Here is a 22,317-nt window from a genome sequence, read left to right on the forward strand (position 1 = left end):
CATGGCTCAGCGCACGCCGAACGTCCAGCCTTCGGTGCGTGCGACGGCATGGTCGAGACCGGCTGGATGCCAGTAATCCGCGTCGTCCGCGATGCGCCGAAGACCCGCGGCGGTGATGAGAACATCGGTTTCGTGATCGGCAAGCCATCGATCAGCGGCAAACGGAAGGGAATTGAAACCTGCGAGCGCCGCGTTGAGATCGGCAAGACTGCGCAGCTTGAGCCCGCGCCCGCCCGAGAGGCGGATGAAGGCGCGGCAATAGATTTCGACGAGGAGCGAGCCTTCGGCGGGCGGCGGATCGAACGGCCACACCGGCACGCGCCCCGACAGATGATGCAGCAGGCGCATTCCCGCGAAGCTCGCCTTCGCGACCTGCGCCGCGCCGATCGCGTCGAAGACCGTGGAGGGCTTGCCGCCGCCGGACGCATTGAACGCCGCCTCGCATTCGCGAAGATGCATGAAGTCCGCCTTCGTGCCGTCCGCCTTGCCGAAGTAGAAATGCCGCCGGAAGCTGTGTTCGAGGAAGGATGCGGCGCCGAGGTCTTCATCCTCGCAGGCGGCATCGACGAAGGCCCAGAAGGCCCGCGCGTCATCCGGCGCGCCATCGCCCGGCAGATAGGCGCCGCGCGCCACGAACGGCGGCGCGAAGCTGAAATCCATGCCGACGAGTGTCGGTGGGCCATCGGCAAGTGCGGCGATCCAGTCCAGCACCTCCGTGCGCGACCAGACATGGCCGGGCTTCACCAGACGCGGGGCGGCATCGCCCGTGTCAGCGACCGCCACCGCGATACCCTTGTGGCGGCCACCCTTCGCGCCGGACCAGTCGATCGCGGCAAAGCGCGCGAAACGGCCCTTCAAGCGCGCATCGCTACTTCAGCGTCTTCAGCACGGATGCGACAAAGTCCGCGATGTCGAAGCGCGTGCCTGCGTGATCCTCGCCGCGGCGCACGATCACGATGTTGCGGCTCGGCACGATCACGATGAACTGGCCGCGGTTGCCGAAGGCACCGAACGTGTCCTTGGGGATGTCGTCCCGCGCGTTGAGCAGCCAGAAGGTCGCGCCGTAGCTGACGCCCTCTTCGGCCGGCTGCGGCCCGGACGGTGTGCTCACATAACGCGCCCAGCCTTCGGGCAGCAGGCGCTCGCCGTTCCACACGCCGTCGTTCAGGTAGAGGAGGCCGAGCCGAGCGAAATCGCGCGCCGTAGACCAGACCTGCGAGGAGAGGATGAAATTGCCGCGCCAGTCGGTTTCCGCGAACGTGTGCGTCATGCCGATTTTCCAGAACAACTCGGTGAACGGGAAGGCATTGTATTTGGCGTCGTCGCCGATCGCGGCGCGCAGGGCATAGGCGGCGAGCAGCGTGTCGTTGTTGGCGTAGCGGAAGCGCGTGCCCGGCTTTGCCTCCAGCGCCTGCCCCGGGACGTTTTCGCCGACGTGCGTGCCGCCGAAATAGATCGCATCGGTACGGTTGCCGGCGAAGTCGCTGTGCAGGCCGGAGGCCATGCGCAGCAGATTGTCCGTGGTGATCACGGCGCGCGGGTCACCGGGCGTCTGCCATTCGGGGACGGGCGCGGGCTTCGCGGGGTCGATCAGGCCTTTGTGCGCCGCGACGCCGATCAGCGTGCCGGTGATGCTTTTGGCAGCGGACCATGTGCGCTGCGGGACGTGCTGTCCGAAACCGTCGGCGTATCTCTCGGCGACGATGCGGCCGCGCTGCACGATGACGACGCCGGTCGTGTTCGATTCCACGAACGCCGCATCGATCGCGGCGGTGAGCGCCTTGGCGTTGCCCTTCGGTTTCGCCTCGGCGCCGACATCGCCGTAGGGCCAATCGGGTGCGCGGATGAATTGCGGCGGGGACACGGAGAGCGTCGGCAGCGTCACGGTGGTCGCGCCGATGGGGAGGCCGCTGCAGCCGAGCCACGGACGCCATGCCGCGATGCGCGGCGGCAGGGTGGGGTCGAAGCTCACGGAGACGGTTTTCGCCGTTTCGTCGATGCGCGCTTCGAGATCGGCGAGCAGCGGCGCGACATTCTCCTGCGTGCCGGCAAGCTCATGTTGGTCGATCGCCTCGGGCGTGCGCCCGGCATTGAACACGCCGCTGCAGGTGAACTGCGCCTTGTATCCGGCGGCGAGCGCGCGGGTGTAGGGGTCGGCGTCCGCTGCAGCCGCCGCGCTGCTCAGCAGCATCAGCGCTGCGACAAGGCTATTTCCGTTCACGGCGTTCCTCCCACCAGGCCAGCCGCTCGCTGACGCGCTTTTCGAAGCCCCGTTCGGTGGGGCGGTAATAGGTTTCGGGCCGCATCTCTTCGGGCCAGTAATTGTCGCCTGAAAAGCCGCCTTCGGCGTCGTGATCGTAGGCATAGTCCTTGCCGTAGCCGATGTCTTTCATCAGCTTGGTCGGCGCGTTCAGGATGTTCGCGGGCGGCATCAGCGATCCGGTTTCGCGCGCGCTGCGCCACGCCGCCTTCTGCGCCTTGTAGGCCGCGTTCGATTTCGGCGCGGTCGCGCAGTAGAGGCAGGCCTGCACGATGGCGAGTTCGCCTTCGGGCGGGCCGAGGAAGTCGTAAGCGTCCTTCGCGGCCATGCACTGGACGAGCGCCTGCGGGTCCGCGAGGCCGATGTCTTCGCTCGCGAAGCGGACAAGGCGGCGGAGCACGTAGAGCGGTTCCTCGCCCGCTGTCAGCATCCGCGCGAGATAATAGAGCGCCGCCTGCGGATCGGACCCGCGCATCGATTTGTGAAGCGCCGAGATGAGATTGTAATGCCCCTCGCGGTCCTTGTCGTACACGGCGACGCGGCGGTGCAGCAGGTCGCGGAGCCCCGCGGGATCGAGCGGTGCTTCGAGGTGCACCGACATCAGCGTTTCGATCTGGTTGAGCAGGAAGCGGCCGTCGCCGTCCGTTGAATGGAGGAGCGCCTCGCGCGCTTCGGGGGTGAGGGGCAGGGGGCGGCCGAAATCGGCTTCTGAACGGTTCAGCAGCTCGGCGAGTGCCGCTTCGTTCAGCCGGTGGACGAGTAGTACCTGGCAGCGCGAAAGGAGCGCGGCGTTGAGTTCGAAGCTGGGGTTCTCGGTGGTGGCGCCGACGAGCGTCACCGTGCCGTCCTCCACGAAGGGCAGGAAGCCGTCCTGCTGCGCGCGGTTGAAGCGGTGGATCTCGTCCACGAACAGCAGCGTCTTCTGCCCGATCTTCGCGTATTCGCGCGCCTCCGCGAACGCCTTCTTCAGATCGGCGACGCCCGAGAACACCGCCGAGATCTGCACGAAGCGCAGACCCACGGCATCGGCGAGCAGACGTGCGATCGTGGTCTTGCCGGTGCCCGGCGGCCCCCAGAAGATGATGCTCGAAAGCTTCCCCGCCGCCACCATCCGGCCGATCGCGCCCTCGGGCCCGGTCAGGTGTTCCTGCCCGACGACATCGGCAAGCGTGCGCGGCCGCAGCCGCTCTGCAAGCGGCGCGTCCGCGGCGGGCGCCGCATCGGTTTTCGGAGAATCCTTGGCGAAGAGATCAGGCATGAGGCGCGGACTTTAGTCGTCTCGGGCGCAGCGCAAAAGCGTCTTGCTTTCGATATTCTAAGATATATCTTAGAGTCAATTTAGTGAGTCGAAAGGTATCAAAGATATGATAGGACATAGGCACGGCCACCACCCGCGGTGGCGCGGTCGTCGCGCTTGGGGCGGCTTCGCCGAAGCCCTCGCCGGACTGGGCGCCGCAATGGAAGGCGACGAGCGCGGACGCGGCCACCGCCGCCGCCGTCTCGGTGCGGGAGAGCTGCAACTGTTGCTGCTCTCGCTGGTCGAGGAGACCCCCCTGCACGGTTACGCGATGATCGAGGCGATCGAGGCGCGCACCGGCGGCGCTTATGCGCCGAGCCCCGGTGTCGTCTATCCAACGCTGACCCTGCTCGCCGACATGGAACTTGCCGAGGAACGCCCCGACGGCAGCCGCAAGGTCTACGCCATCACGGCAAAGGGCAAGGCGCATCTCGACGCGCGCCGCGAAGAGCTGAACGCCCTCCTCGAACGGCTGGATGCTGCAGGCGAGGCCAACACCCGCGCCGACGCCGCACCGGTCTGGCGCGCGATGATGAACCTCGGCTCCGTGCTCAAGGGCCGCATGTGGGACAGAGGCGCCGACCGCGAGGCGATGCTGGAGGCCGCGCGCATCATCGACGAAGCCGCGCACAAGATCGAAAGGCTCTGAACATGGCGACCGCAACCGCCGCCGTGCCGAAAGCAAACGGCAGCCGTTACATGCAGCAGCTCTGCAAGCATTGGAGCCACAAGTTCGAGGTGACGTTCGATGCCGCGCAGGGCCGGGTCACGTTCCCCGAAGCGACGGTCATCATGACCGCCGAGCCAGAGGCGCTCGCCGTGGTTCTCGATGCGGACGATGCGGGCGTTCTCGAGCGGATGAAGGACGTGGTGGCGAGCCACCTCGACCGTTTCGCCTTCCGCGAGGCGCCGCTTACGTTTCGGTGGCTTGCCGCCTAAATCGCGTCCCGCGCGCGGACGGTCCTGTCGAGATCACCCTCCCAGTGCGCGACCGTGGTGGTGACGGCGAGGTTCGCGCAGACGTTCGGCACCGTGCGCGTCATGTCGAGCAGGCGATCGAACGGCAGGATGAAGCCGACGATGAGCGCGGCCTGCTCCATCGTGACGCCGACCGAATTGAGGACAGCGGCGAGCATGAACAGCGAGGCCGAGGGGATCGGCGCGGTGCCGAACGCGGCGAGCGCGCCGGTAAGGAAGATGACGAGGAGCATCCCCACGTCGGGAACGATGCCGAGCGCCTGCAGGCTGAACACGCTGAGCAGGCCGACATACATCGCCGTTCCGTCCTTGCCGATGCTGGCGCCGATCGGCAGGACGGTGGAGGCGATGGCAGGCTGCACGCCCAGATTGTCTCGTGCGACGCGCAGCGCCACGGGCAGCGTTGCTGAAGATGACGAGGTGGAAAAGGCGACCGCGAGTGCGTCCGCGATGCCCCGGAAGAAAACCTTGAGCGGCATCCCCACGATGCCGCGGATCAGCGTGCTGTGCACGAAAACCATCTGAACCAGTGAACCGAGCACCACGCAAAGTGCGAGCAGCCCGATGTTGGTGAAAACAGCGAGGCCGTTCGCGGCGATGGCACCTGCGGTAAGCGCGAACACGCCGAACGGCGTCGCTTCCATGATGACGCGGATCATCTGGAACAACACGTTCGCCGTTGATTGCAGCAGACCCGCCAGAGGTTTCCCGGCCTCCCCCGCGAGGATCGTGCCGATCCCGAGGAGCAGCGAGAAGAAGATGATCGCAAGCATGTCGCCCGCGATCAGCGCTTCGAAAACATTGGTAGGAACGATACCAACAAGCTGGTCGTAGGTGGATTTCGGTACGCCGAGCGGTCTCGGTTCGGCCGCCCCGAGGTTGGCGCCGATTCCCGGCTCCACGACGAGCCCGGTAATCATGCCTATCGAAACCGCGATAGCGGTCGTGACCGCGAACAGTCCGATGGTGCGCGCACCCACAGAGCCGAGACGCTTGGGGTCACCGAGCGAGGATACGCCCGAGGCGATCGTGACGAACACGATCGGGACGACGAGCATCCGAATGAGGCGGATGAACAGATCGCCGAAGATGGCGACCGTGTCGGTTGCGGCGGGCCAGAGCAGGCCGAAGGCGACACCGAGCGCGAGGCCGCCGAGCACCCGCTTCCACAGCGCGATCTGGAACCATCCGCGAATGAGTGTCACAGGCAGGTTCCAGCTTTCGGCGTGCGCGGCAGTGCCCGGCCAGCGGCGATGCCGGTGGGCGCGCCGTCTTCCACCGCGACCCTGCCGTTGACGATTACGGTGCGCATGCCTTTGGCGAACAGCGTCGGCTGCGCATAATCGGCGCGCGGCGCGAAGGTGACCGGATCGAAGGCGATCACGTCCGCGAACGCACCGGGTTTCAGTGTGCCACGCCCTTCGAGCGAAAAGGCATCCGCAGGAAAGGCGGTGCTGCGTTCGATGAAATCCCGAAGCGGGATGATCTTGTCCGCCTTCACGTACTTATCGTACTTGCGCGCATACGTACCGTAAAGGCGCGGATGGCCGATCGAGCCGTCCGAACTCGTCATCACCCACGGCTGCTTCATGAAGGCGGCGATATCCGCCTCGCTCTGGTTGAACGAGGCGACGCCCACATGTGCGCGGCGCAGGATGGCGATGGCGGCATCGATGGGTTCGGCGCCGCTTTCCTTCGCGATCGCTTCGAGCGTCTTGCCGACGAGATCGTCCGGTCCGGAGGTGATGAGCAGCGAAGCGGCACCGCCGCGCCGGCGCAGGTTCTCGCGCATTTCGGGGCGGAGGCGGGCCAGCGTTTCGGGCGCGTCGAAGCGCTTCAGCATCGCCGCGCGGCCGCCGTCTTCCGCCCAGCGCGGCAGCAGCGATGCCGAAAGCCCAGTGCCGGAGGCCGACCACGGATACTGATCCGCGTGGACGATCTGCCCGGCGGCGCGCGCGGCCTCGATTTTCGCGATGATCGCAGGCGCCTGCCCATGCACGTCGACACCAAGCGCCTTGATATGGCCGATGTGGGCCGGCATTCCCGCTTCACGGCCCACGGCGATGGCTTCGTCGATCGCTGCGGAGAGGCCGATCGTGTAGCTCGATTCGTCGCGGATGTGGCTGTCGTATATGCCGCCGCGAACGGCTGCTTCCTTCGCCAGTGCGACGACCTCGTCCTGCTTCGCGAAGCTCTGCGGCGCGTAAAAGAGCCCGGTCGAAAAGCCGAGCGCGCCGCTGCACATCGCCGAGGCGACGAGCGCCTTCATTTCGGAAAGCTCGGCCGGGGTCGGCGCGCGGTCATCCTGCCCCACAATCTTCGTGCGAACGGCGCCGAAGCCCACGTACGTGGCATAGTTGATGCCGACCGGTCGCACCGCCGCGCTGCCCAGCACCTTCGCCGTGTCCGGATCGCCGTAGCCGTCGTTTCCGATGAAGGCCGTGGTGACGCCCTGCATCAGGAAGGGCAGGACGAGCCGCTCGGTGGCGTCATCGCCCAGGATCATGCCGTTCACGTGCGTGTGCGTGTCGATGAAGCCCGGCGCGACGATCAGGCCCCTCGCGTTGATCACGCGTTTAGCGCCACCGGGGGCTTTTTTGCCGACGTAGGAAATGCGATCGCCGGTGATCGCGACATCGCCGACGAAGGGTGCAGCGCCGCCGCTGTAAATGGTGCCGCCTTTGAGAACGAGATCGGCTTCGGCGGCGGAGGCAAGGAGCGGTGTTGCCATGAGCGCAGTGGCGGCAATCGCCGCGCCCACCCTGCGTTTCAGCTTCCGAACATCCATCGCTCGCCCCTCGCTTGCGTTCCCTATCCCGCCGATCCGACTGTGCAAGTGCAGCAGGGGAAAGAAAAGCGGGCGGGTGATTGTATGCGTTTGTATACCTATAACGAGCGGCTATGCTCCGCCCCACAGCGCCGGAGAGGCCGGCGCGAGAATGCCGTTTGTGCAGGTAACGCCGCCCGCGCGGTCATTTGCAAGCCAGATCGGGCCATCGAGATCGGTGAACGCCGCATCCGCCGCGACGATGAGCGCGGGTGCGATGCTGAGCGACGAGCAGATCATGCAGCCCGTCATCAGCCCCATGCCCTTTGCGCGCGCGGCATCGGCGAGCTCCAGCGCAGCTGTGAGCCCGCCGGTCTTGTCGAGCTTGATGTTGATGACCTGGTATTTCTGCATGAGCGCATCGAGATCGCCGGCGACATGCGCGGATTCGTCTGCCGCGATCGGCACTGCCGAGTGGAAGCCTTCGAGCGCGGCGTCTTCGGTGGCGGGAAGCGGCTGCTCCAGCAGATCGACGCGGAGGTCGACGAGCAGCGACTGAAGATCGCGTACTTCCGCGATCGTCCAGCTCTCGTTGGGATCGACGATCATCCGCGGATTTGGCGCGGCGGCGCGCACGGCACGAATCTGCGCGGCGGGGTCGCTGCGATCGACCTTCACCTTGACGAGCGGCACGCCTGCGAGCTTCAGCGCGGCAGCGCCCATGGCTTCGGGCGTATCGAGGCTGACGGTGAGCGCGGTCGGCGTCTGGCCCACGGCGGGTCGGCCGAGGAGCGCGGTGACGCTTTTTCCGGCGAGCCGGGCTTCGAGATCCCAGAGCGCGCAATCGACGGCGTTGCGGGCGGCGGAGGGCGGCATCAGCGCGCCCAGTTCCGCGCGCCCCGTACCGGCCTCGATCGCGCCGCGCACGGCTTCGATCGCGGCGAGCGCGCTTTCGATCGTCTCGCCGTAGCGCGGGTAGGGCACGCCCTCGCCGCGACCGATGTGGCCTTCGGCGGAGATTTCCACGGTGACGACATCAGCGGCGGTCTTCACCCCGCGCGAGATGCGGAACGGTGCGACCAGCGGGAAGGTTTCGCTGCGGGCGTTCAGGCTTCGCATGTGAGTATCCGGTCGATGATGGGTTCCACGCCCATGGTCACCGGATCGACGCAAGGCAAGCCGAAAGCGTCCGCCGTTTCGGCGCAGAGCTTCGCCGCAGCCTCGGGCGCCATCTTCGATGTGTTGAGCGCGATGCCGACGGCTTTCACATCGGGGTTGGTGAGGCGCGCGGTGCGAAGGTTCGCTTCCAGACAGTCGGCAAGGCTGGGCAGCTGATAGTGCGGCAGGCCGCGCATGTGCGCCCGGTTCGGCTCGTGGCAGAGCACGAGCGCATCGGGCTGCGCGCCGTGGAGAAGCCCGGTGGTGACGCCCGCGAACGAGGGGTGGAACAACGAGCCCTGGCCTTCGATGAGGTCCCAGCCGCCGTCGTGACGCGGCGGTGAGATGAACTCGATCGCGCCCGAGATGAAGTCCGCGACCACGGCATCGAGCGGCACGCCGTCGCCCGCGATGAGGATGCCGGTCTGGCCGGTCGCGCGGAAATCGGCGGGAATGCCACGCGCCTGCAGGGCGCGGGCGAGGTAGAGCGTCGTGTACATCTTGCCGACCGAGCAGTCCGTGCCGACGGTGAGCAGGCGCTTGCCCGCGCGGCGCGCGCCGTTCCCGACCGGGAGTTCGTGCGCGGGGTCGCGCACGTCGAACAGCGAAACGCCCTTCGCCTTTGCGGCTGCGACGAGTCGCGGCTCGTCGCGCAGGCGCTGGTGGAGGCCGGAGGCGATATTGAGGCCCGCCTCGATCGCGGCGAGCGCATCCTGCACCAAGTCCTCGCCCAGCTTGCCGCCCGCATTCGCGATGCCGAGCACGAGCGTCTTCGCGCCCGCCGCGACGGCCTGTTCGATGGTCAGGCGGGGGAGGCCGAGCGTGAGGCCGCAATCATCGTGGCGAAACTCGCCGACGCAGTCTTCGCGGCGAAAAACCGCAAGCCCGCGCGAGGTCTTGATCCCGATCTCGTCGTTCGAATGGCCGAGATAAAGGAAATAGGGACTGGGGATCATCGCGCACCTTTTATAATGCAATCTGTAGCCTGGATGCGATAGACGCCGCGCGCGCACGCCGCTTCATATCAAGCGCCGTCACCCCTATAACACGGGTCTATAGGGTCTCGATGACCTCGCTGAGAACCTTCAGAAACGCCGTCGCGAGGCCGGACGGCGGGCGGTTTTGCAGGTGGACGGCGTGGATGTCGAACGCCAGCGAGGGCTGGATCGGACGGAAGGAGAGGCCGGGCGCCTGCGCCGCCTGCGCCGTAAAATTATCGACGATCGTCATGCCGACGCCCGCCTTCACCAGCGCGGAGGCGATGTAGAAGGTCCGCGCCGAGACGATTTCGCCCAGTTCCACGCCCACGCGCTGGAGCTCGGCGGAGAGGAGCCTGCCGGTGGGGCCGCTCTGGATCGGGCTGATGAACGGACGGTCCTTCAGCATCTCGAGCGGGATGCGCGGCGGCGCATCCGGCATGTCCGCCTCGCGGTAGAGGATGACGAGTTCGCCCTCGCCAAGCCAGCGGTGCGATACGGGCGCGGCGGGCGGCACCTCGTAGCTGACGACGATGTCGGTCTCGCGCTCGTAGAGCTTGCGGACCATGTCGTCGTGGTGGACCGTCTGCAGATCGAAGCTGACGCCTTCGTGATCGCGGAGAAAGCGTGCAACAGCTTCCGGCAGCGCGCTGAGACTGAGCGAGGGGAGGGCGGATACGCGCAGCGTCCCGCCGCGCCCGTGCCGCAGGTTCTGGCTCGCTTGCCGCAGCGAATAGACGCGGGTCTGGATCTCGGCGACCTCGGCGAACAGCGTATGCGCGTCTTCGGTCGGCACCAGGCCGCTCTTGGCGCGCTCGAACAGCGGAAAGCCGAGCAGCATCTCGGCATGGCGCAGCACCTTCGTCACCGACGGCTGCGAAACGTTGAGCGCACGCGCCGCCGCACTCACGGACCCGTTGCTGTAAACGGCGTGGAAAATCTCGATGTGACGCAGGTTGATCATGGAGGGCCCATCCTCCGGTCCGGGGTGGGTCCGCGTCAATCCCGATTGTGACGGCAAGTGCGCGTTCAGGTCATATCCGGCACGACGAGGCGCGCGAAGCGGCCTTCATGGTAGAGCAGCGGATCGTTGGCACGCATGATGTGAACGGCATCAACATCGCCGCCGACGATGCCGTGGGTTGCGAGTGTCTGTGACTGACCACTGAAAATGAGAACCGCGCTTTGCCTTGTTCCCCTGTTCGGGGCTAAGGCCAGCCAGGCATCGGGCATTACGGGGACAGGGCATGTCTGAGAATCTGGTCGCGATCTTCCTTGGGCGGCAGGCGGCATTCGGCGCGAAGCCGGCGATCGTCTGGCGGGACGCGCCGGTGATCGATTTCGCGGGGTTGCCGGCGATGATCGGGCGATACCGCGCGGCGCTCACCACGCTTGGCGTCAAGCGCGGTGACCGGGTGATGGTGAAGACCGAGAACTCGCCGGCGTTCGTCTACACCTATCTCGCCGTGCTCGCGTCGGGCGCGATCTTCGTGCCGATGAACGCGGCCTACACTGCGGCCGAAGTGGCGCTTCTGATCGAGGACGCGGAGCCTGCGCTCCTCGTCCACGCTGCTGCGACGCCGGTGCCCGGCGAGGAAGCAGCGCCGGTGAAGCGGATGACGCTGGAGCCGGACGGATCGGGGTCGCTGCCCGATCTCGCGCTGTCGCTGGAACCGGACCTGACGATCGAGGCGGTCGCTTCAAATGATCTCGCCGCCATCCTGTTCACCTCGGGCACCACGGGGCGGCCGAAGGGCGCGATGCTCACACACGGCAATCTATCGAGCAATGTCGCGGCGCTACACGATGCGTGGCAGTTCTCGTCCGACGATTCGATCCTGCACGCGCTGCCACTGTTCCACGCGCACGGGCTGTTCGTGGCGCTGCACCTCGCGCTCTACAATGCGGCCACGCTGGTGATGCTGGCCAAGTTCAACGCTGCGGACGTGATCGCCCGGCTGGGGCAGGTGAGCGTGTTCATGGGCGTGCCGACCTTCTATGCGCGCCTGCTCGCCGAGCCCGCCTTTGGGCGCGATGTCTGCCGCAGTATCCGCCTGTTCGTCAGCGGCTCGGCGCCGCTGCTGCCTTCGGTGTTCGACGCGTTCGAAGCGCGCACCGGACATCGCATCCTCGAACGCTACGGCATGACCGAGGCGCTGATGATCACCTCCAATGCCTATGCGCAGGCGGGGCGCATCGCGGGCACCGTCGGCTATCCGCTGCCGGGCGTTTCACTGAGCGTCGTCGATGCCGACAGGAAGTCGCTGCCTGCGGGCGCGGTCGGCGAGATCGAGATCAAGGGACCGAACCTCTGCGCGGGCTACTGGCGGCGGCCCGAGGCGACTGCGGAGAGCTTCTACGCCGATGGCTTCTTCCGCACCGGCGACACCGGCCGGAAGGACGCGGACGGGCGCGTGACCATCGTGGGGCGCTCGAAAGATCTCATCATTTCGGGCGGGTTCAACGTTTATCCCGCCGAGGTTGAGATCCTGCTCGCCGAGGTGGCGGGCGTTGTCGATGTCGCCGTATTCGGCGTGCCGCATCCCGATTTCGGAGAGGCGGTGGTCGCCGCCGTGACGGTCGATGGGGCGGACTTCGATGTCGCTGCGCTGGAGGCAGCCGCAGCCGCAAACCTCGCGCGCTTCAAGCAGCCCAAAGCGATCCACGTGCTTCCCGAATTGCCGCGCAACGCCATGGGCAAGGTCGTGAAAACCGAGCTACGCAAGCGCTACGCGGACAGCTTCACAAGTTCGTAGGTTGATGGTTGGCGCAACACACAGCGTTTGAGGACGAGAAAACCGACGATGCCTATCGGCTCGTCCGGACGCCGGCACGATTTGGCACGGATTTTCAGTTCTGCGCGAGGATACAGGACACCATCGCCATGCGTCCGCGCGCGAAGCGGAAACCGTGCTGCGGCGACGTCTGGCGTTCCAGCGTGATACGTCCGTTGGTGTAGGTCTCGGCGGCACCCGTTTCGCTGGCGAGCCGTGGAAGCATGATAGCGCTACCGTCGTCGAGGATCACCTCTGCCTGTCCATCCATCACACGCACGCGCAGTTGCTCCGTGCCGCAGCGCATGACGATGTGTGAGGGAACGGGCATCGACGGGGTGCTGTTCCCGCCGGACACGTTTCCGGCGGTGCCGCTCTCCCATGCTCCGAGACCGGTGAAGCGGAGCGTGCGGCCGTCGCTGCTCGTCACGGTCAGCTTGCCGTCCGTGCCCACCGACGCCGTGGTCGCCGTTTCGATCACGGCGCGGAAGGCCGCCTCCTGCGCCATGATCGCATAGGGGCACGCCATCTTGGTGCCGATCACCGGCGGATGGACCGTAAACGCGGTGCCGTTCAGCGCATAGCGCGCCGAAAAAGTGTTGCAGCCCGAGCGGCCGCCGATGCGCCCATCCACGCCCATCTTCAGCTGAAACCGCGCGCCGGGTGCGGGCGCCTCTCCCGCCAGCGTTTCCAGGGCCCACATCGCGGGCACAGTGGGCGGTGTCGCGGCAGGGGGTAAAGCTGGCCCCACCGCGTCCCGCCCTGATGTTTCCGCCGTGCAACCCGCCACCATCGCGGCTGCTACGATCCACAGGCCACACTTCATTACGGCTCTCCTGCCACAGCGTTCTGCTCATGTCGCAGCGGACCGACGAAGGCATACCCCTTTTCGAGAGGTCGAGGGAGGCGGCATTTGCATTGAGGACTGGACGAACCCCCGCGATGAGCGCTAAGGCGCTCCCCCCAGCGATGCGGAGCGGTGGCCGAGTGGTCGAAGGCGCTCGCCTGGAAAGTGAGTATACGTCAAAAGCGTATCGAGGGTTCGAATCCCTCCCGCTCCGCCACTTAGTCTCTTCTTGAGCTCTCTGAAAGTCCCGGGAAACCTTGCTTTTCAGCCGGTTTTCGGCTAGCCTGTTCTCTCATTTGATCCCTTTGGATGCCCCCAAATCCCATGCTGTATGGGACGTTTCTGGGGGCATCGATTTGAGAAATGGGGGCACTCGTGCTGACAGACCTCCAGGTGAGGAAAGCAAAGCCCGCGGAGCAGGATTACAAGCTTGCAGATTCCGCCGGGCTGTACCTCTACGTGACGCGCAAGGGCGCGAAGTCGTGGCGGTTGAAGTACCGGTTTGCTGACCGGGAAAAGCGGATCGTATTCGGCCTCTACCCCGAGGTGTCGCTGGACGCGGCGCGCAAGCTTCGCGACGAAGCGCGACAGCAGCTGCGCGACTTCCGCGACCCTGCCGTCGAGAAGCGCAAGCGGAAGCTCGCGGCGTCTGCCGCGGCGATGGAGACGTTCGAGAAGCTGGCGCGCGCGTGGCACGCGCTGCAGGCGCCGCGCTGGGCGCCCGTGCATGCCGCCGACGTGATCGCGAGCCTTGAGAACGATGTCTTCCCGCACCTCGGGAAGCTTCCCATCCCCGCGATCGACAGCCGGGTGATCCTTGCGACCCTGCGCAAGGTCGAAGCGCGCGGCGCGATTGAGACGGCACGGCGGCTGCGCCAGCGCATCTCGTCGATTTTCTGCTACGCGATTGCCGAAGGCGTTGCCGATCATGACCCCGCCTCCGGGATCGTGAAGGCGATGAAGCCGGTGCCTAAGAAAGGCCGGCAGCCGGCGATGCTGCGGATCGAAGATGCGCGCAGCGTTCTGCTCGCGGCGGAAGGTTCTGATGCCACGCCAGTCGTGAAGCTCGCGTCGCGTCTGCTGGCGCTGACCGCCGTGCGTCCCGGGGTCATCCGCGGGGTGACCTGGGACGAGTTCGAGAACATCGACTGGGATAGGTTCGATCCTGTCGTCAGTGGCGAGCCGCCGCTGTGGCGTATCCCCTCTGCGCGAATGAAGCTGATGCTTGTGCGTAAGGACGAGACGGCGTTCGATCATCTGGTGCCGCTATCCCGGCAGTCTGTTGCTGTGCTGCGCGCGATGCGGACGCTTACGGGCAGGAACCGGCTGGTGTTTCCGTCGCAGCGTCATGCGCACCGGCCGATGAGCGAGAACGCCATCGGCTATCTCTACAACCGCGCCGGCTTCCACGGCCGTCATGTGCCGCACGGCTGGCGTGCGAGCTTCTCGACGATCATGAACGAGGTTGCCGAGCGTAGTGCCCGCGAGAGCGGGCAGCGCATCCTTGCCGAGCTCGACGCCAAGGTCATCGACCTGATGCTCGCGCATGTCCCGGCGAACACGGTGGAGAGCGCATACAACCGGGCAGCGTTCATGGATCGCCGCATCGAGATCGCGCAGGACTGGGCGGATCTGCTGTGCGAAGGGCTTGCCGAGCCTGCCGATCTGCTGGAAGGCAATCGCCGCTAGCGTGCCTCTGCGATCCAAGTATCGATCTCGGACTCGTACCAGCCGAGGCAGGTCGGGCTGAACCGGACCGGCGTCGGGAATGACCCGGCCTTCACGCTGCGCGCGATCGTGGTGCGGCTGAGGGCGGTGCGGCGGGCCACGTCGCGGATGCCCACGAACCTGTCGGTGAGCAGCGGCACGGGCTACTCCGCCGGAAGATCATCGACATGGAAGAACATGGGATTCTTCATCCATGCGCTGACGGCGGACTCGCGCCAGCCCGTGCAGCGCGTAGCGATGCGCACCTGGCGCGGGAACGTACCGCTTTGCATCTTTCGATAAAGCGTAGAGCGGCTGAGCCCGGTGCGGTCGAGAACGGCTTTGAGACGGATGATGCGGTCGTGGGGCATGGCCGAGTCTTCCCATAAGCGGTTGTCAGCATCCCCTATGACGCTCACGATGCCGCAAGCCTTGGCAGCGTCAAGAGTGCCGGAAACGGTGCCAGCGCGGCGCAAACAGCCTGCGGGACCGCTTGGGACGTCAGCGACCGCCAGCGGATACACCTTCACCGTCAAAGAATATTTTGCAGTGGATCGCAGCGATCCAGGCCTGTTGTCCCACGATGTCCCGTCCGCCGGATCGGTGCCCGAATCAGAAGCCGGGCTTCGCCCGGCGGAGGGTTTGACCCGTCTGTGCAGGCGGGGAGCGGGCGTCACGGGTTTTGGGCGGGCCGCGCCGGCCTGCAACCCGCTGACGCGGGTCTTCCACATGCGTTCCAGCCCTTCGGGTGCAGGTCGCCTCATGCGGCCCGCCTGATCCCCTTCCTGCCGCCCGCCCCCGCCCTCCGGCCGGGGCCGCGGCTTTTGGCGGGAGAAGGATGATGAACGGCAAACCTGTATCTGAACCCGGCGTGTCGCTGGAGCGGGACCGGCACGCGGTCATGCGGGCATGGCTGCGGAAGCTGCCCGAGCGGACACTGACGGTGTTCATCGCGCACAGGGTCGAAGGTAAGTCCTACGCCGAGATCGCGAAGGACATGCACATCGGCGAATGGCGCGTGCGCTGGCATATGCGCCGGGCCATCCGGCACATATTGAAGATCGGCAAGCCCTACCGGGAGGCGTTCGCAGCGCTCGACCCGGTGTCGCAGCAGGTCATGGAGCTTGCGTGGGATGGGCTGCTCAATGACCGTATCGCGCTGCGGCTCGGCCTCTCAGTCCGCGAAGTAGAAATCCGCATGGCGGCGGCGCTCGTGGCGCTGCACAAGGCAATGCCGAAGTGACCTGAGCTCAGCGCTTAGTCTTTGCCTTCGGCGCGTTCTCGTCGCTCAAGCTCTCGTTCGACGGCTTCGCGGATGAACTGCGCAAGCTGGCGATTGCCGACAAGCGTTTCGATCCGCTGGATCATTTCCTGCGGTAGCCTGATCGTTGTCGGCTTCATTCCAAGCGGGGGACGTCCCATGGCATCGTCGCTATCGCTCCGATGGCTCGGCGCCAAGAAAATCGCGTTCACGACATCTTTTATTTGAATAAACGACATCGTTTAATATATAAACGGTGTCGTTTATAATATCAACTGCACCCCGGGGGACAATGTGACGCTCTCCGAGTCGGCAGAGCCTGCGCCATGGGGGTGGAAAACAGAACTGAGGAGAAAATTATGAAAGAGCACGCAACGTTCGCGACGCGCCGCACTCTGCTGCGCGCGTTCCCATCTGTGGCGACACCTGGTTTTATTGGCCCGTGGCAATTGCCAAGGAACAGCCGCGTCCGTTTTGCAACGGATTTCGAGCCGGTATTATTGCGGCGAAGCAGCGAAGGACGGGCCTTAAGCAAGGCTCGCCTTGACACCGCCGAAGAATTTTTCGCTGGTGTTGAAGAAGGTCGTATCCGGAGCACAGGGACGTTGCTTTATCATGTCGGTATTGCGAGCCAGCTCGCGCTAAGCGCCCATTTGCTGGATGTGGGCTTTCCGGATGACTGGAACGCACGCAACCTCGGTCTCGACGTGGCGCGCTCGCTCGCGTGCGCAAATGCAACGGGCCTTTGTTGCGATGACCCACAAATGATCCAGTTTGCCGTAAGTCTGTCACCCTATGGGAAATGGAGATTTGCGGACATCACTGGCGTTTCAGATTTTCCATTCACAGATGATCAGGTCAAACTCCTGACGAGGCAATTGATCGATCGGGTCCGTGATGTAACCGGACATCCGCTACGTTCGAGAAGCTGATAGCGATTCTGCCTTATTAATGTATGTCGTTGCTCGGCGAAATAGTTGCGTTATGCTCTCAAGTATGCGCGATCATATTATTGCGGAAATACGACGTCTTGCAGCGGCCAACGGCGGCAAGCCGCCCGGCAAGAGTGCATTCCAGTCACAAACCGGAATTGGCGAAACCAAATGGAGTGGTGTGTACTGGTCGAAGTGGGGCGATGCCCTTGTAGAAGCCGGGTTCGCTGCGAACGAATGGACCAAGCGTCGCGACACCTCGGAACTCGTCGAACAATTTGCCCAAATCACCTTGACGCTTGGTCATGTTCCAACAGTGCGGGAACTGAAGCTTCTTCGGCGCAATGGCGATGAAACGGTGCCAAGTACCGGCATCATTGGCGAGCATTTCAACGGACAGGAGGGCGTTGTCGAAGCGTTGCGCGAACTATCGTATCGCGATTCCGCCTATGAGCGGTTAAGGCACCTGCTACCTGCTCCAAAGCCCGGGGTACGCCTGCCAAAATCGGTCACGCAGGATGGTTGGGTTTATCTTGTCAAGTCAGGCGAATTCTACAAGATCGGGCGCAGCGATGAAATCGAGCGGCGGCTTAAAGAAATCAAAGTCGCGCTACCGGAAAAGGCTGTGCTGTTCCATGCGATTCAGACCGACGATCCCGTTGGCATAGAAGCGTATTGGCACCGTCGCTTTTCTGAGCGTCGGGCAAACGGCGAATGGTTCAAACTCACGTCTGCAGACGTGGCCGCATTTCAGCGGCGCAAGTTTCAGTGAACGGGCCGCTTGCCGCCGCTGTCATAACGGCCGTAGCCGGCATCTTCGCAAGTGCGCTCACATTCTATCTGACACGGCGAAAGGAACGGGAAGCGGAATGGCGAACGCAAAAACTCGCGCACTACAAGCAGTTCATGGCTGCATTGAACGCGATTGTCGGCCCGCCTGCTACCACCGAGGAGCGTACCGCTTTTGCTGATGCAGCAAACAACATCTTTCTGGTCGGTTCGCCCGCGGTTTTGATCGCATTGCGTCACTATCTTGACGAAACGGCGGACTCGAATATCGACAAGGAGGTTGATCGTCACGATGAACTTCTGACCGTCCTGATATTCGCTATAAGAGACGACATAGGCATCAAACCGAACCGGCCCAACGAGCCATTTGAGTTTCGCCTCTGGTCGGGAAAACCTCGCGCTTAAAATGCGAAGGCCGAAGGAAACCGGTAGCGCTCTAGCGGATACAGGACGGTCGTTCATTTTCGCTCCGCAGCCTCCGTTTCAAACGCCCGTTTCCCCTTCCGCCGCCACAGCGCGATGATCTCGTTGCGCTGCTCGCCGTCCACCTGCTGCACAAGCCCGAGCAGCGCCCCGTAGATCGCTGCCCGGTCATCCTCAACGAGCACGTCGAGCCCGGCCTTGACGACGAGCCCGCCGAGTTCGATGAGCCGGCGCGTCCGCTCACGGCGCTTCACGACCCAGTCCCGCGTATCAGCTCGCGCCCGCCGCGCCTGCAGCCGGTTGCGGAGAGCCTGCAACCTTTGCTCGGCGCGGAGTGTTTGTCGCAGCGCTCGCCGTATGCTTTCCGCGCAGAAAGAACGCCGCACCCGCGGTGCGCCATTCCTCCCTCTGTACCATGTCGGTGATCGCGGCGGCACGGACCAGCACACCTGCGAGCACATCGGCCCCAAGCGCATCGGCACCCGTTGCGGTAACGAGCTGCCCAAGCTCACGGAGCTTCCGATCCTGAAGCGCCTTCGCCTTGTCGGTCAGCAGCTTCATCTCGGCATCATAGTCACGGGGCCTGCGCATGGGATGGGGTCCTTCGGTTCTGTCACGGAATGCACCCACGCTACGAGTCGTTCTGGCGCGCGGTAAAGAGGCCGAACCTTGGTGAGACCGCCCGGTCCCTCACGAGAATCGTTCTTGTGAGGGCGCGCTTATACGTCGTGCCGACGTGGCTTTCGGGGTGTAGATGGATAGCCCTCATGGCGATCTATCACTTCAGCGCGAAGGTCATCAGCCGGAGTACCGGCGCGAGCGCGCTCGCCTCCGCCGCGTACCGCTCCGCCTCGCGGCTGCACGACCAGCGCCTCGATCGCCATCACGACTTCACGAACAAGGCCGGCGTCGTCCACTCCGAAGTGATGCTGCCGGAGAACGCCCCTGAGCATCTGCGGGACCGCGAAGCACTCTGGAACGCCGTCGAGGCTGCAGAGGTGCGCAAGGACGCGCAGCTCGCGCGCGAGGTCGAGTTTGCACTGCCACGCGAACTCGAACAGCAGGACGCGATTCATGTGGCGCGCGAGTTTGTCTCCCGTGAGTTCGTCGATCGCGGCATGTGCGCCGATCTCAACGTGCACTGGGACATCGGCGCCGACGGTATGGCGAAGCCCCATGCCCATGTCATGCTCACGATGCGCGAGGTGGATGAGAACGGCTTCGGCGCGAAGGTGCGCGACTGGAACAGCACGCCGCTCCTCGAACACTGGCGTGAAGCCTGGGCAGCACACCTCAACCGCGCGCTCGCAGAGCGCGATATCGACGTCACCGTCGACCACCGCAGTCTTGAGGCGCAGGGCATCGACCTCGAGCCCCAGAACAAGATCGGCCCGGCAGCATCGCGCATGGCCGACGTGGGGCTTACGGCCGAGCGTCTCGACGAGCACCGCGCCATCGCGCGCGCCAATGGCGAGCGGCTGCTTCGTAGTCCCGAGGTGGCGCTCGACGCATTAACGCACCAACAGGCCACGTTCACACGGCGTGAGCTTGCGATGTTCGTGCACCGGCACAGCGACGGCAAGGACCAGTTCGACCGTGTGCTCACCGCCGTCGAAGCCTCGCCGGAACTCGTCGCCTTGGGCAAGGACGGGCGCGAGCAGGAGCGCTTTACCAGCCGCGCCATGCTGGAGACCGAGCAGCGGCTTCAGCAGGCGACGGAGCGCTTGCATGCGCAGCAGACGCACGCTGTCCGCGACCACGCCGTCGCGCGCGCCGAGCGCCATGGCCTCATCCTCTCGTCCGAGCAGCGCGCCGCGCTCGACCATGTGACCGAACCCAAGGGTCTCGGTGTCATTGTCGGCTATGCCGGAACGGGCAAGTCCGCGCTGCTCGGTGTGGCCCGTGAAGCCTGGGAAGATGCGGGTTACCGCGTGAGGGGGCTGGCGCTCTCCGGCATCGCCGCCGAGAACCTCCAAAGCGGTTCGCACATCGCGTCGCGCACGATCGCGGCACAAGAGCATGCCTGGGCGAACGGCACCGGTCACCTCACGGCGCGCGACGTGCTTGTCATCGACGAGGCCGGGATGATCGGAACGCGGCAGATGGAGCGCGTGCTCAGCCATGCACAACGTGCCGGTGCGAAGGTCGTGCTGGTCGGCGATCCCGAGCAACTGCAGGCGATCGAGGCGGGCGCCGCGTTCCGCAGCATCCATGAGCGCCACGGCGGGGTCGAGGTCACCGAGATCCGCCGTCAGCATGAGGGGTGGCAGCGCGACGCCGTGCGGCAGCTCGCGACCGGGAGAACCGCAGAAGCGATCCAGGCCCTCAAAGAGCATGATCGCATCCACGCGGCACCGACCGAAGCCGAGGCGAAAAAGCAGCTCATCGACCGCTGGGACAGGGAGCGTAAGGCGCAGCCGCAGAAGAGCCGGCTGATCCTCGCGCACACGCGCGCCGATGTTGCCGGGCTCAATGCGCTCGCACGCCAGCGCCTGCGGCTGGGGAGGCAGCTTGGTGACGACGTCAGCATCGAGACCACGAAAGGCCCAAAACCGTTCGCGCGCGGCGACCGGGTGATGTTCCTGCGCAATGAGAAGAGCATAGGCGTCAAGAACGGCTCGCTCGGCAGGGTCGAGAGCGTGACCCAGGCACGCATGGCCATCATGCTCGATGATGGCCGGAGCATCAGCTTCGACACCAAGCTCTATACCGATATCGACCATGGCTATGCGGCCACGATCCACAAGGCGCAGGGGGTGACGGTCGACCGGGCCTATGTTCTCGCCACAGGGGGCATGGACCGGCACGGCGCCTATGTTGCGCTGTCGCGCCACCGCGAGCGCGTGGACCTTTACTGCGGCAAGGAGACGTTCAAAACCGAGCAGCAGCTGATCCGCACGCTCGGCCGCGACCGCAGCAAGGACATGGTCGGCGACTATGGGCCCATTGCCGACAAGACAGAAGCGTTCGCCGCGAGGCGCGGCATTACGCTCAGGGAGCGCGTCCGCGAGGTCGCCATCAAGGTCCGCGACATGTTCGAGGGGCTGCAGTTGAAGGCCACGCCGATCCAGGTGCCGAAGCCGCAACTGGAGCCGGCGGTCGAGCAGTATGCCCGCACCGTGCACAAGGTCCGCGAGATGGGGCTCGCGGGCGTGCCGATGAGCGAGCCCTTGCGCGTCCTGCACGAACGCGACGAGGCCGCGCTCGACGCGATCCGCCCCGGCGCGGCGCGCGACCTTCGCAATGCGTGGCGCGCGGACCTGAACTTGCTGGATACGATGGCGCGCGGCGACGTGCGCCAGGCGCGCGCGCTCCTCGACGAGGCCGAGCGCGTCCGCAGCGACCCCGCCTACCGCGCCGATCGGTTCGTCGCCGAATGGACGCGGCTGCGGAAGCAGCACGAGCACGCCAGGTTCTGGGGCGAGGAGCACAAGCTCCCGAAGATCAACGCCGGAATGGCCGGGCTCGCGAAGAGCCTCGAACGCGATGCGCAGATGGAATCGCTGCTTCGGCCACGCGCCCGCGAGCTTGGACTCGGCATCGGCATGGAACCGGAACGAGGACTGTCCCGGGAGCTCTCAGACTGGTTCGGCCTCTCGCGCGGGCGCGGGCTCAGCCGTTAGGCTCATCCTCATGACGACCGACTCATCCCCCGCAGACGCGTTCGAGGCACTGAGGCGCGAGGTGGCGCTGCTCCGCCGTGCGCTCGAAGGGCTCGCCGCCGAGCAGAAGGCGCAGCCCGACTACAGCGGCATCCTCGCGGGCATCGGCGCGCGGATCAAGGAGCAGAATGCTGCGCTCGGCGCCATGGCTGATGCACCGGCGCTGCAGGTGACGCCCGAGGTCATGGGACAGCAGATCCTGCGCGCAAGCGAACAGGTGCGCGCAGAGGACGCCAGGCTGCTTGAGCACGCGCATAACGGGATGACAAGCGCCGCGAGGCAGATCGAAGCGACGCTCGCGACGGCACGCACGGCGCAGGAACAGCAGCGGGCAAGAGTGTGGGCCGCCAGTGTAGGAGCGATCGTTGGCGCGTTGTTCTGTGCGATTATAGCGTTGGCTTGGAAATACACCATCTATTAGCCAAAAATTGGTTTCGTGGACAAAGGGTATCCATAGCTTGATTGAGGCGAGAGCGACAAAGCCG

25 protein-coding genes and 1 tRNA gene are annotated in these 22,317 nt (G+C 65.3%); 11 read left to right on the plus strand and 15 right to left on the minus strand.

Going from position 1 to position 22,317, the window contains the following annotated elements; translation table 11 throughout:
• Positions 1-6: 6 nt before the first annotated feature.
• The 3 genes from AAC014_RS15785 to AAC014_RS15795 are packed head-to-tail and all read right to left on the minus strand — an operon-like array spanning position 7 to position 3,518.
• Complete coding sequence (locus AAC014_RS15785) at positions 7-858, minus strand: hypothetical protein (RefSeq protein ID WP_339710317.1); 852 nt, start codon at positions 856-858, stop codon at positions 7-9.
• Positions 859-868: 10 nt separating this feature from the next.
• Positions 869-2,221 (minus strand): serine hydrolase, encoded by a 1,353-nt coding sequence (locus tag AAC014_RS15790; protein ID WP_339710319.1) that lies wholly within the window; start codon positions 2,219-2,221, stop codon positions 869-871.
• Complete coding sequence (locus AAC014_RS15795; protein ID WP_339710321.1) at positions 2,208-3,518, minus strand: replication-associated recombination protein A; 1,311 nt, start codon at positions 3,516-3,518, stop codon at positions 2,208-2,210. The genes AAC014_RS15790 and AAC014_RS15795 overlap by 14 nt, the downstream gene beginning before the upstream one ends.
• Positions 3,519-3,624: 106 nt before the next feature.
• Here AAC014_RS15795 and AAC014_RS15800 point away from each other — a divergent pair, with 106 nt between their 5' ends.
• On the plus strand, positions 3,625-4,206 hold the full coding sequence (locus tag AAC014_RS15800; RefSeq protein WP_339710324.1) for a PadR family transcriptional regulator: 582 nt from the start codon (positions 3,625-3,627) through the stop codon (positions 4,204-4,206).
• A gap of 2 nt (positions 4,207-4,208) precedes the next feature.
• On the plus strand, positions 4,209-4,496 hold the full coding sequence (locus tag AAC014_RS15805) for a DUF2218 domain-containing protein (protein ID WP_339710327.1): 288 nt from the start codon (positions 4,209-4,211) through the stop codon (positions 4,494-4,496).
• Here AAC014_RS15805 and AAC014_RS15810 read toward each other — a convergent pair.
• The 6 genes from AAC014_RS15810 to AAC014_RS15835 form a co-directional block, all read right to left on the minus strand.
• Positions 4,493-5,740, minus strand: coding sequence for a dicarboxylate/amino acid:cation symporter (locus AAC014_RS15810; RefSeq protein WP_339710329.1), 1,248 nt, complete (start codon positions 5,738-5,740; stop codon positions 4,493-4,495). The genes AAC014_RS15805 and AAC014_RS15810 overlap by 4 nt on opposite strands.
• Positions 5,737-7,323 (minus strand): amidohydrolase family protein, encoded by a 1,587-nt coding sequence (locus AAC014_RS15815; protein WP_339710331.1) that lies wholly within the window; start codon positions 7,321-7,323, stop codon positions 5,737-5,739. The genes AAC014_RS15810 and AAC014_RS15815 overlap by 4 nt, the downstream gene beginning before the upstream one ends.
• Before the next feature lie 111 nt (positions 7,324-7,434).
• Positions 7,435-8,421: an N-acetyl-D-Glu racemase DgcA gene (gene dgcA, locus AAC014_RS15820; protein WP_339710334.1), complete on the minus strand. Its 987-nt coding sequence runs from the start codon at positions 8,419-8,421 to the stop codon at positions 7,435-7,437.
• Entirely contained in the window at positions 8,409-9,416 is a 1,008-nt protein-coding gene (gene dgcN / locus AAC014_RS15825; RefSeq protein ID WP_339710336.1) for an N-acetyltransferase DgcN, read from the minus strand. Before dgcN ends, dgcA begins: the two co-directional genes overlap by 13 nt.
• A 97-nt stretch (positions 9,417-9,513) precedes the next feature.
• Complete coding sequence (locus AAC014_RS15830) at positions 9,514-10,398, minus strand: LysR family transcriptional regulator (RefSeq protein WP_339710386.1); 885 nt, start codon at positions 10,396-10,398, stop codon at positions 9,514-9,516.
• Between the two features lie 68 nt (positions 10,399-10,466).
• Positions 10,467-10,670, minus strand: a complete 204-nt coding sequence (locus AAC014_RS15835) for a hypothetical protein (protein ID WP_339710339.1) — start codon at positions 10,668-10,670, stop codon at positions 10,467-10,469.
• A 14-nt stretch (positions 10,671-10,684) separates the two neighbouring features.
• Between AAC014_RS15835 and AAC014_RS15840 the strand changes: the two genes are divergently transcribed.
• On the plus strand, positions 10,685-12,193 hold the full coding sequence (locus AAC014_RS15840; RefSeq protein ID WP_339710342.1) for an AMP-binding protein: 1,509 nt from the start codon (positions 10,685-10,687) through the stop codon (positions 12,191-12,193).
• A 94-nt stretch (positions 12,194-12,287) separates the two neighbouring features.
• Here the strand turns inward: AAC014_RS15840 and AAC014_RS15845 are convergent, their stop codons facing one another.
• Entirely contained in the window at positions 12,288-13,037 is a 750-nt protein-coding gene (locus AAC014_RS15845; protein WP_339710344.1) for an META domain-containing protein, read from the minus strand.
• 147 nt (positions 13,038-13,184) lie between these two features.
• Here AAC014_RS15845 and AAC014_RS15850 point away from each other — a divergent pair.
• Both AAC014_RS15850 and AAC014_RS15855 read left to right on the plus strand, forming a co-directional pair.
• A tRNA-Ser gene (locus AAC014_RS15850) sits at positions 13,185-13,275 on the plus strand.
• 158 nt (positions 13,276-13,433) lie between these two features.
• On the plus strand, positions 13,434-14,747 hold the full coding sequence (locus tag AAC014_RS15855; protein ID WP_339710347.1) for an integrase arm-type DNA-binding domain-containing protein: 1,314 nt from the start codon (positions 13,434-13,436) through the stop codon (positions 14,745-14,747).
• Here the strand turns inward: AAC014_RS15855 and AAC014_RS15860 are convergent.
• Together AAC014_RS15860 and AAC014_RS15865 are read right to left on the minus strand one after the other, a co-directional pair.
• The gene (locus AAC014_RS15860) at positions 14,744-14,926 is read right to left on the minus strand and encodes an AlpA family phage regulatory protein (protein WP_339710349.1); all 183 of its coding nucleotides are present in this window, start codon (positions 14,924-14,926) and stop codon (positions 14,744-14,746) included. The two genes, AAC014_RS15855 and AAC014_RS15860, sit on opposite strands and share 4 nt — an antisense overlap.
• 3 nt (positions 14,927-14,929) lie before the next feature.
• Entirely contained in the window at positions 14,930-15,136 is a 207-nt protein-coding gene (locus tag AAC014_RS15865) for an AlpA family phage regulatory protein (RefSeq protein WP_339710351.1), read from the minus strand.
• A gap of 470 nt (positions 15,137-15,606) precedes the next feature.
• Here AAC014_RS15865 and AAC014_RS15870 point away from each other — a divergent pair, with 470 nt between their 5' ends.
• Entirely contained in the window at positions 15,607-16,008 is a 402-nt protein-coding gene (locus AAC014_RS15870) for a sigma factor-like helix-turn-helix DNA-binding protein (protein ID WP_339710354.1), read from the plus strand.
• A gap of 14 nt (positions 16,009-16,022) precedes the next feature.
• Here AAC014_RS15870 and AAC014_RS15875 read toward each other — a convergent pair whose 3' ends face one another.
• Positions 16,023-16,187 carry a YlcI/YnfO family protein gene (locus tag AAC014_RS15875; protein ID WP_339710357.1) on the minus strand — a complete coding sequence of 55 codons (165 nt, stop codon included), beginning with the start codon at positions 16,185-16,187 and terminating at the stop codon, positions 16,023-16,025.
• A gap of 198 nt (positions 16,188-16,385) precedes the next feature.
• Here AAC014_RS15875 and AAC014_RS15880 point away from each other — a divergent pair, with 198 nt between their 5' ends.
• The 3 genes from AAC014_RS15880 to AAC014_RS15890 all read left to right on the plus strand — a co-directional run bounded on the left by AAC014_RS15880 (position 16,386) and on the right by AAC014_RS15890 (position 18,152).
• Positions 16,386-16,958 carry a hypothetical protein gene (locus AAC014_RS15880; RefSeq protein WP_339710360.1) on the plus strand — a complete coding sequence of 191 codons (573 nt, stop codon included), beginning with the start codon at positions 16,386-16,388 and terminating at the stop codon, positions 16,956-16,958.
• Between the two features lie 64 nt (positions 16,959-17,022).
• Positions 17,023-17,730, plus strand: coding sequence for a GIY-YIG nuclease family protein (locus AAC014_RS15885; RefSeq protein WP_339710363.1), 708 nt, complete (start codon positions 17,023-17,025; stop codon positions 17,728-17,730).
• Positions 17,727-18,152: a hypothetical protein gene (locus AAC014_RS15890; protein WP_339710365.1), complete on the plus strand. Its 426-nt coding sequence runs from the start codon at positions 17,727-17,729 to the stop codon at positions 18,150-18,152. Before AAC014_RS15885 ends, AAC014_RS15890 begins: the two co-directional genes overlap by 4 nt.
• A 53-nt stretch (positions 18,153-18,205) precedes the next feature.
• On the opposite strand, the gene AAC014_RS15895 is transcribed toward AAC014_RS15890, so the two are convergent.
• Together AAC014_RS15895 and AAC014_RS15900 are read right to left on the minus strand one after the other, a co-directional pair.
• Entirely contained in the window at positions 18,206-18,424 is a 219-nt protein-coding gene (locus AAC014_RS15895; RefSeq protein ID WP_339710367.1) for a conjugal transfer protein TraD, read from the minus strand.
• Positions 18,425-18,440: 16 nt separating this feature from the next.
• Entirely contained in the window at positions 18,441-18,761 is a 321-nt protein-coding gene (locus AAC014_RS15900) for a conjugal transfer protein TraD (protein ID WP_339710369.1), read from the minus strand.
• Between the two features lie 176 nt (positions 18,762-18,937).
• Between AAC014_RS15900 and traA the strand changes: the two genes are divergently transcribed.
• Positions 18,938-21,793 (plus strand): Ti-type conjugative transfer relaxase TraA, encoded by a 2,856-nt coding sequence (traA, locus tag AAC014_RS15905; protein WP_339710372.1) that lies wholly within the window; start codon positions 18,938-18,940, stop codon positions 21,791-21,793.
• Between the two features lie 10 nt (positions 21,794-21,803).
• The gene (locus AAC014_RS15910) at positions 21,804-22,253 is read left to right on the plus strand and encodes a hypothetical protein (RefSeq protein ID WP_339710374.1); all 450 of its coding nucleotides are present in this window, start codon (positions 21,804-21,806) and stop codon (positions 22,251-22,253) included.
• Positions 22,254-22,317 lie beyond the last annotated feature (64 nt).

This window comes from uncultured Sphingosinicella sp., assembly GCF_963974575.1.
In the GTDB taxonomy this organism is placed as follows: domain Bacteria; phylum Pseudomonadota; class Alphaproteobacteria; order Sphingomonadales; family Sphingomonadaceae; genus Sphingosinicella.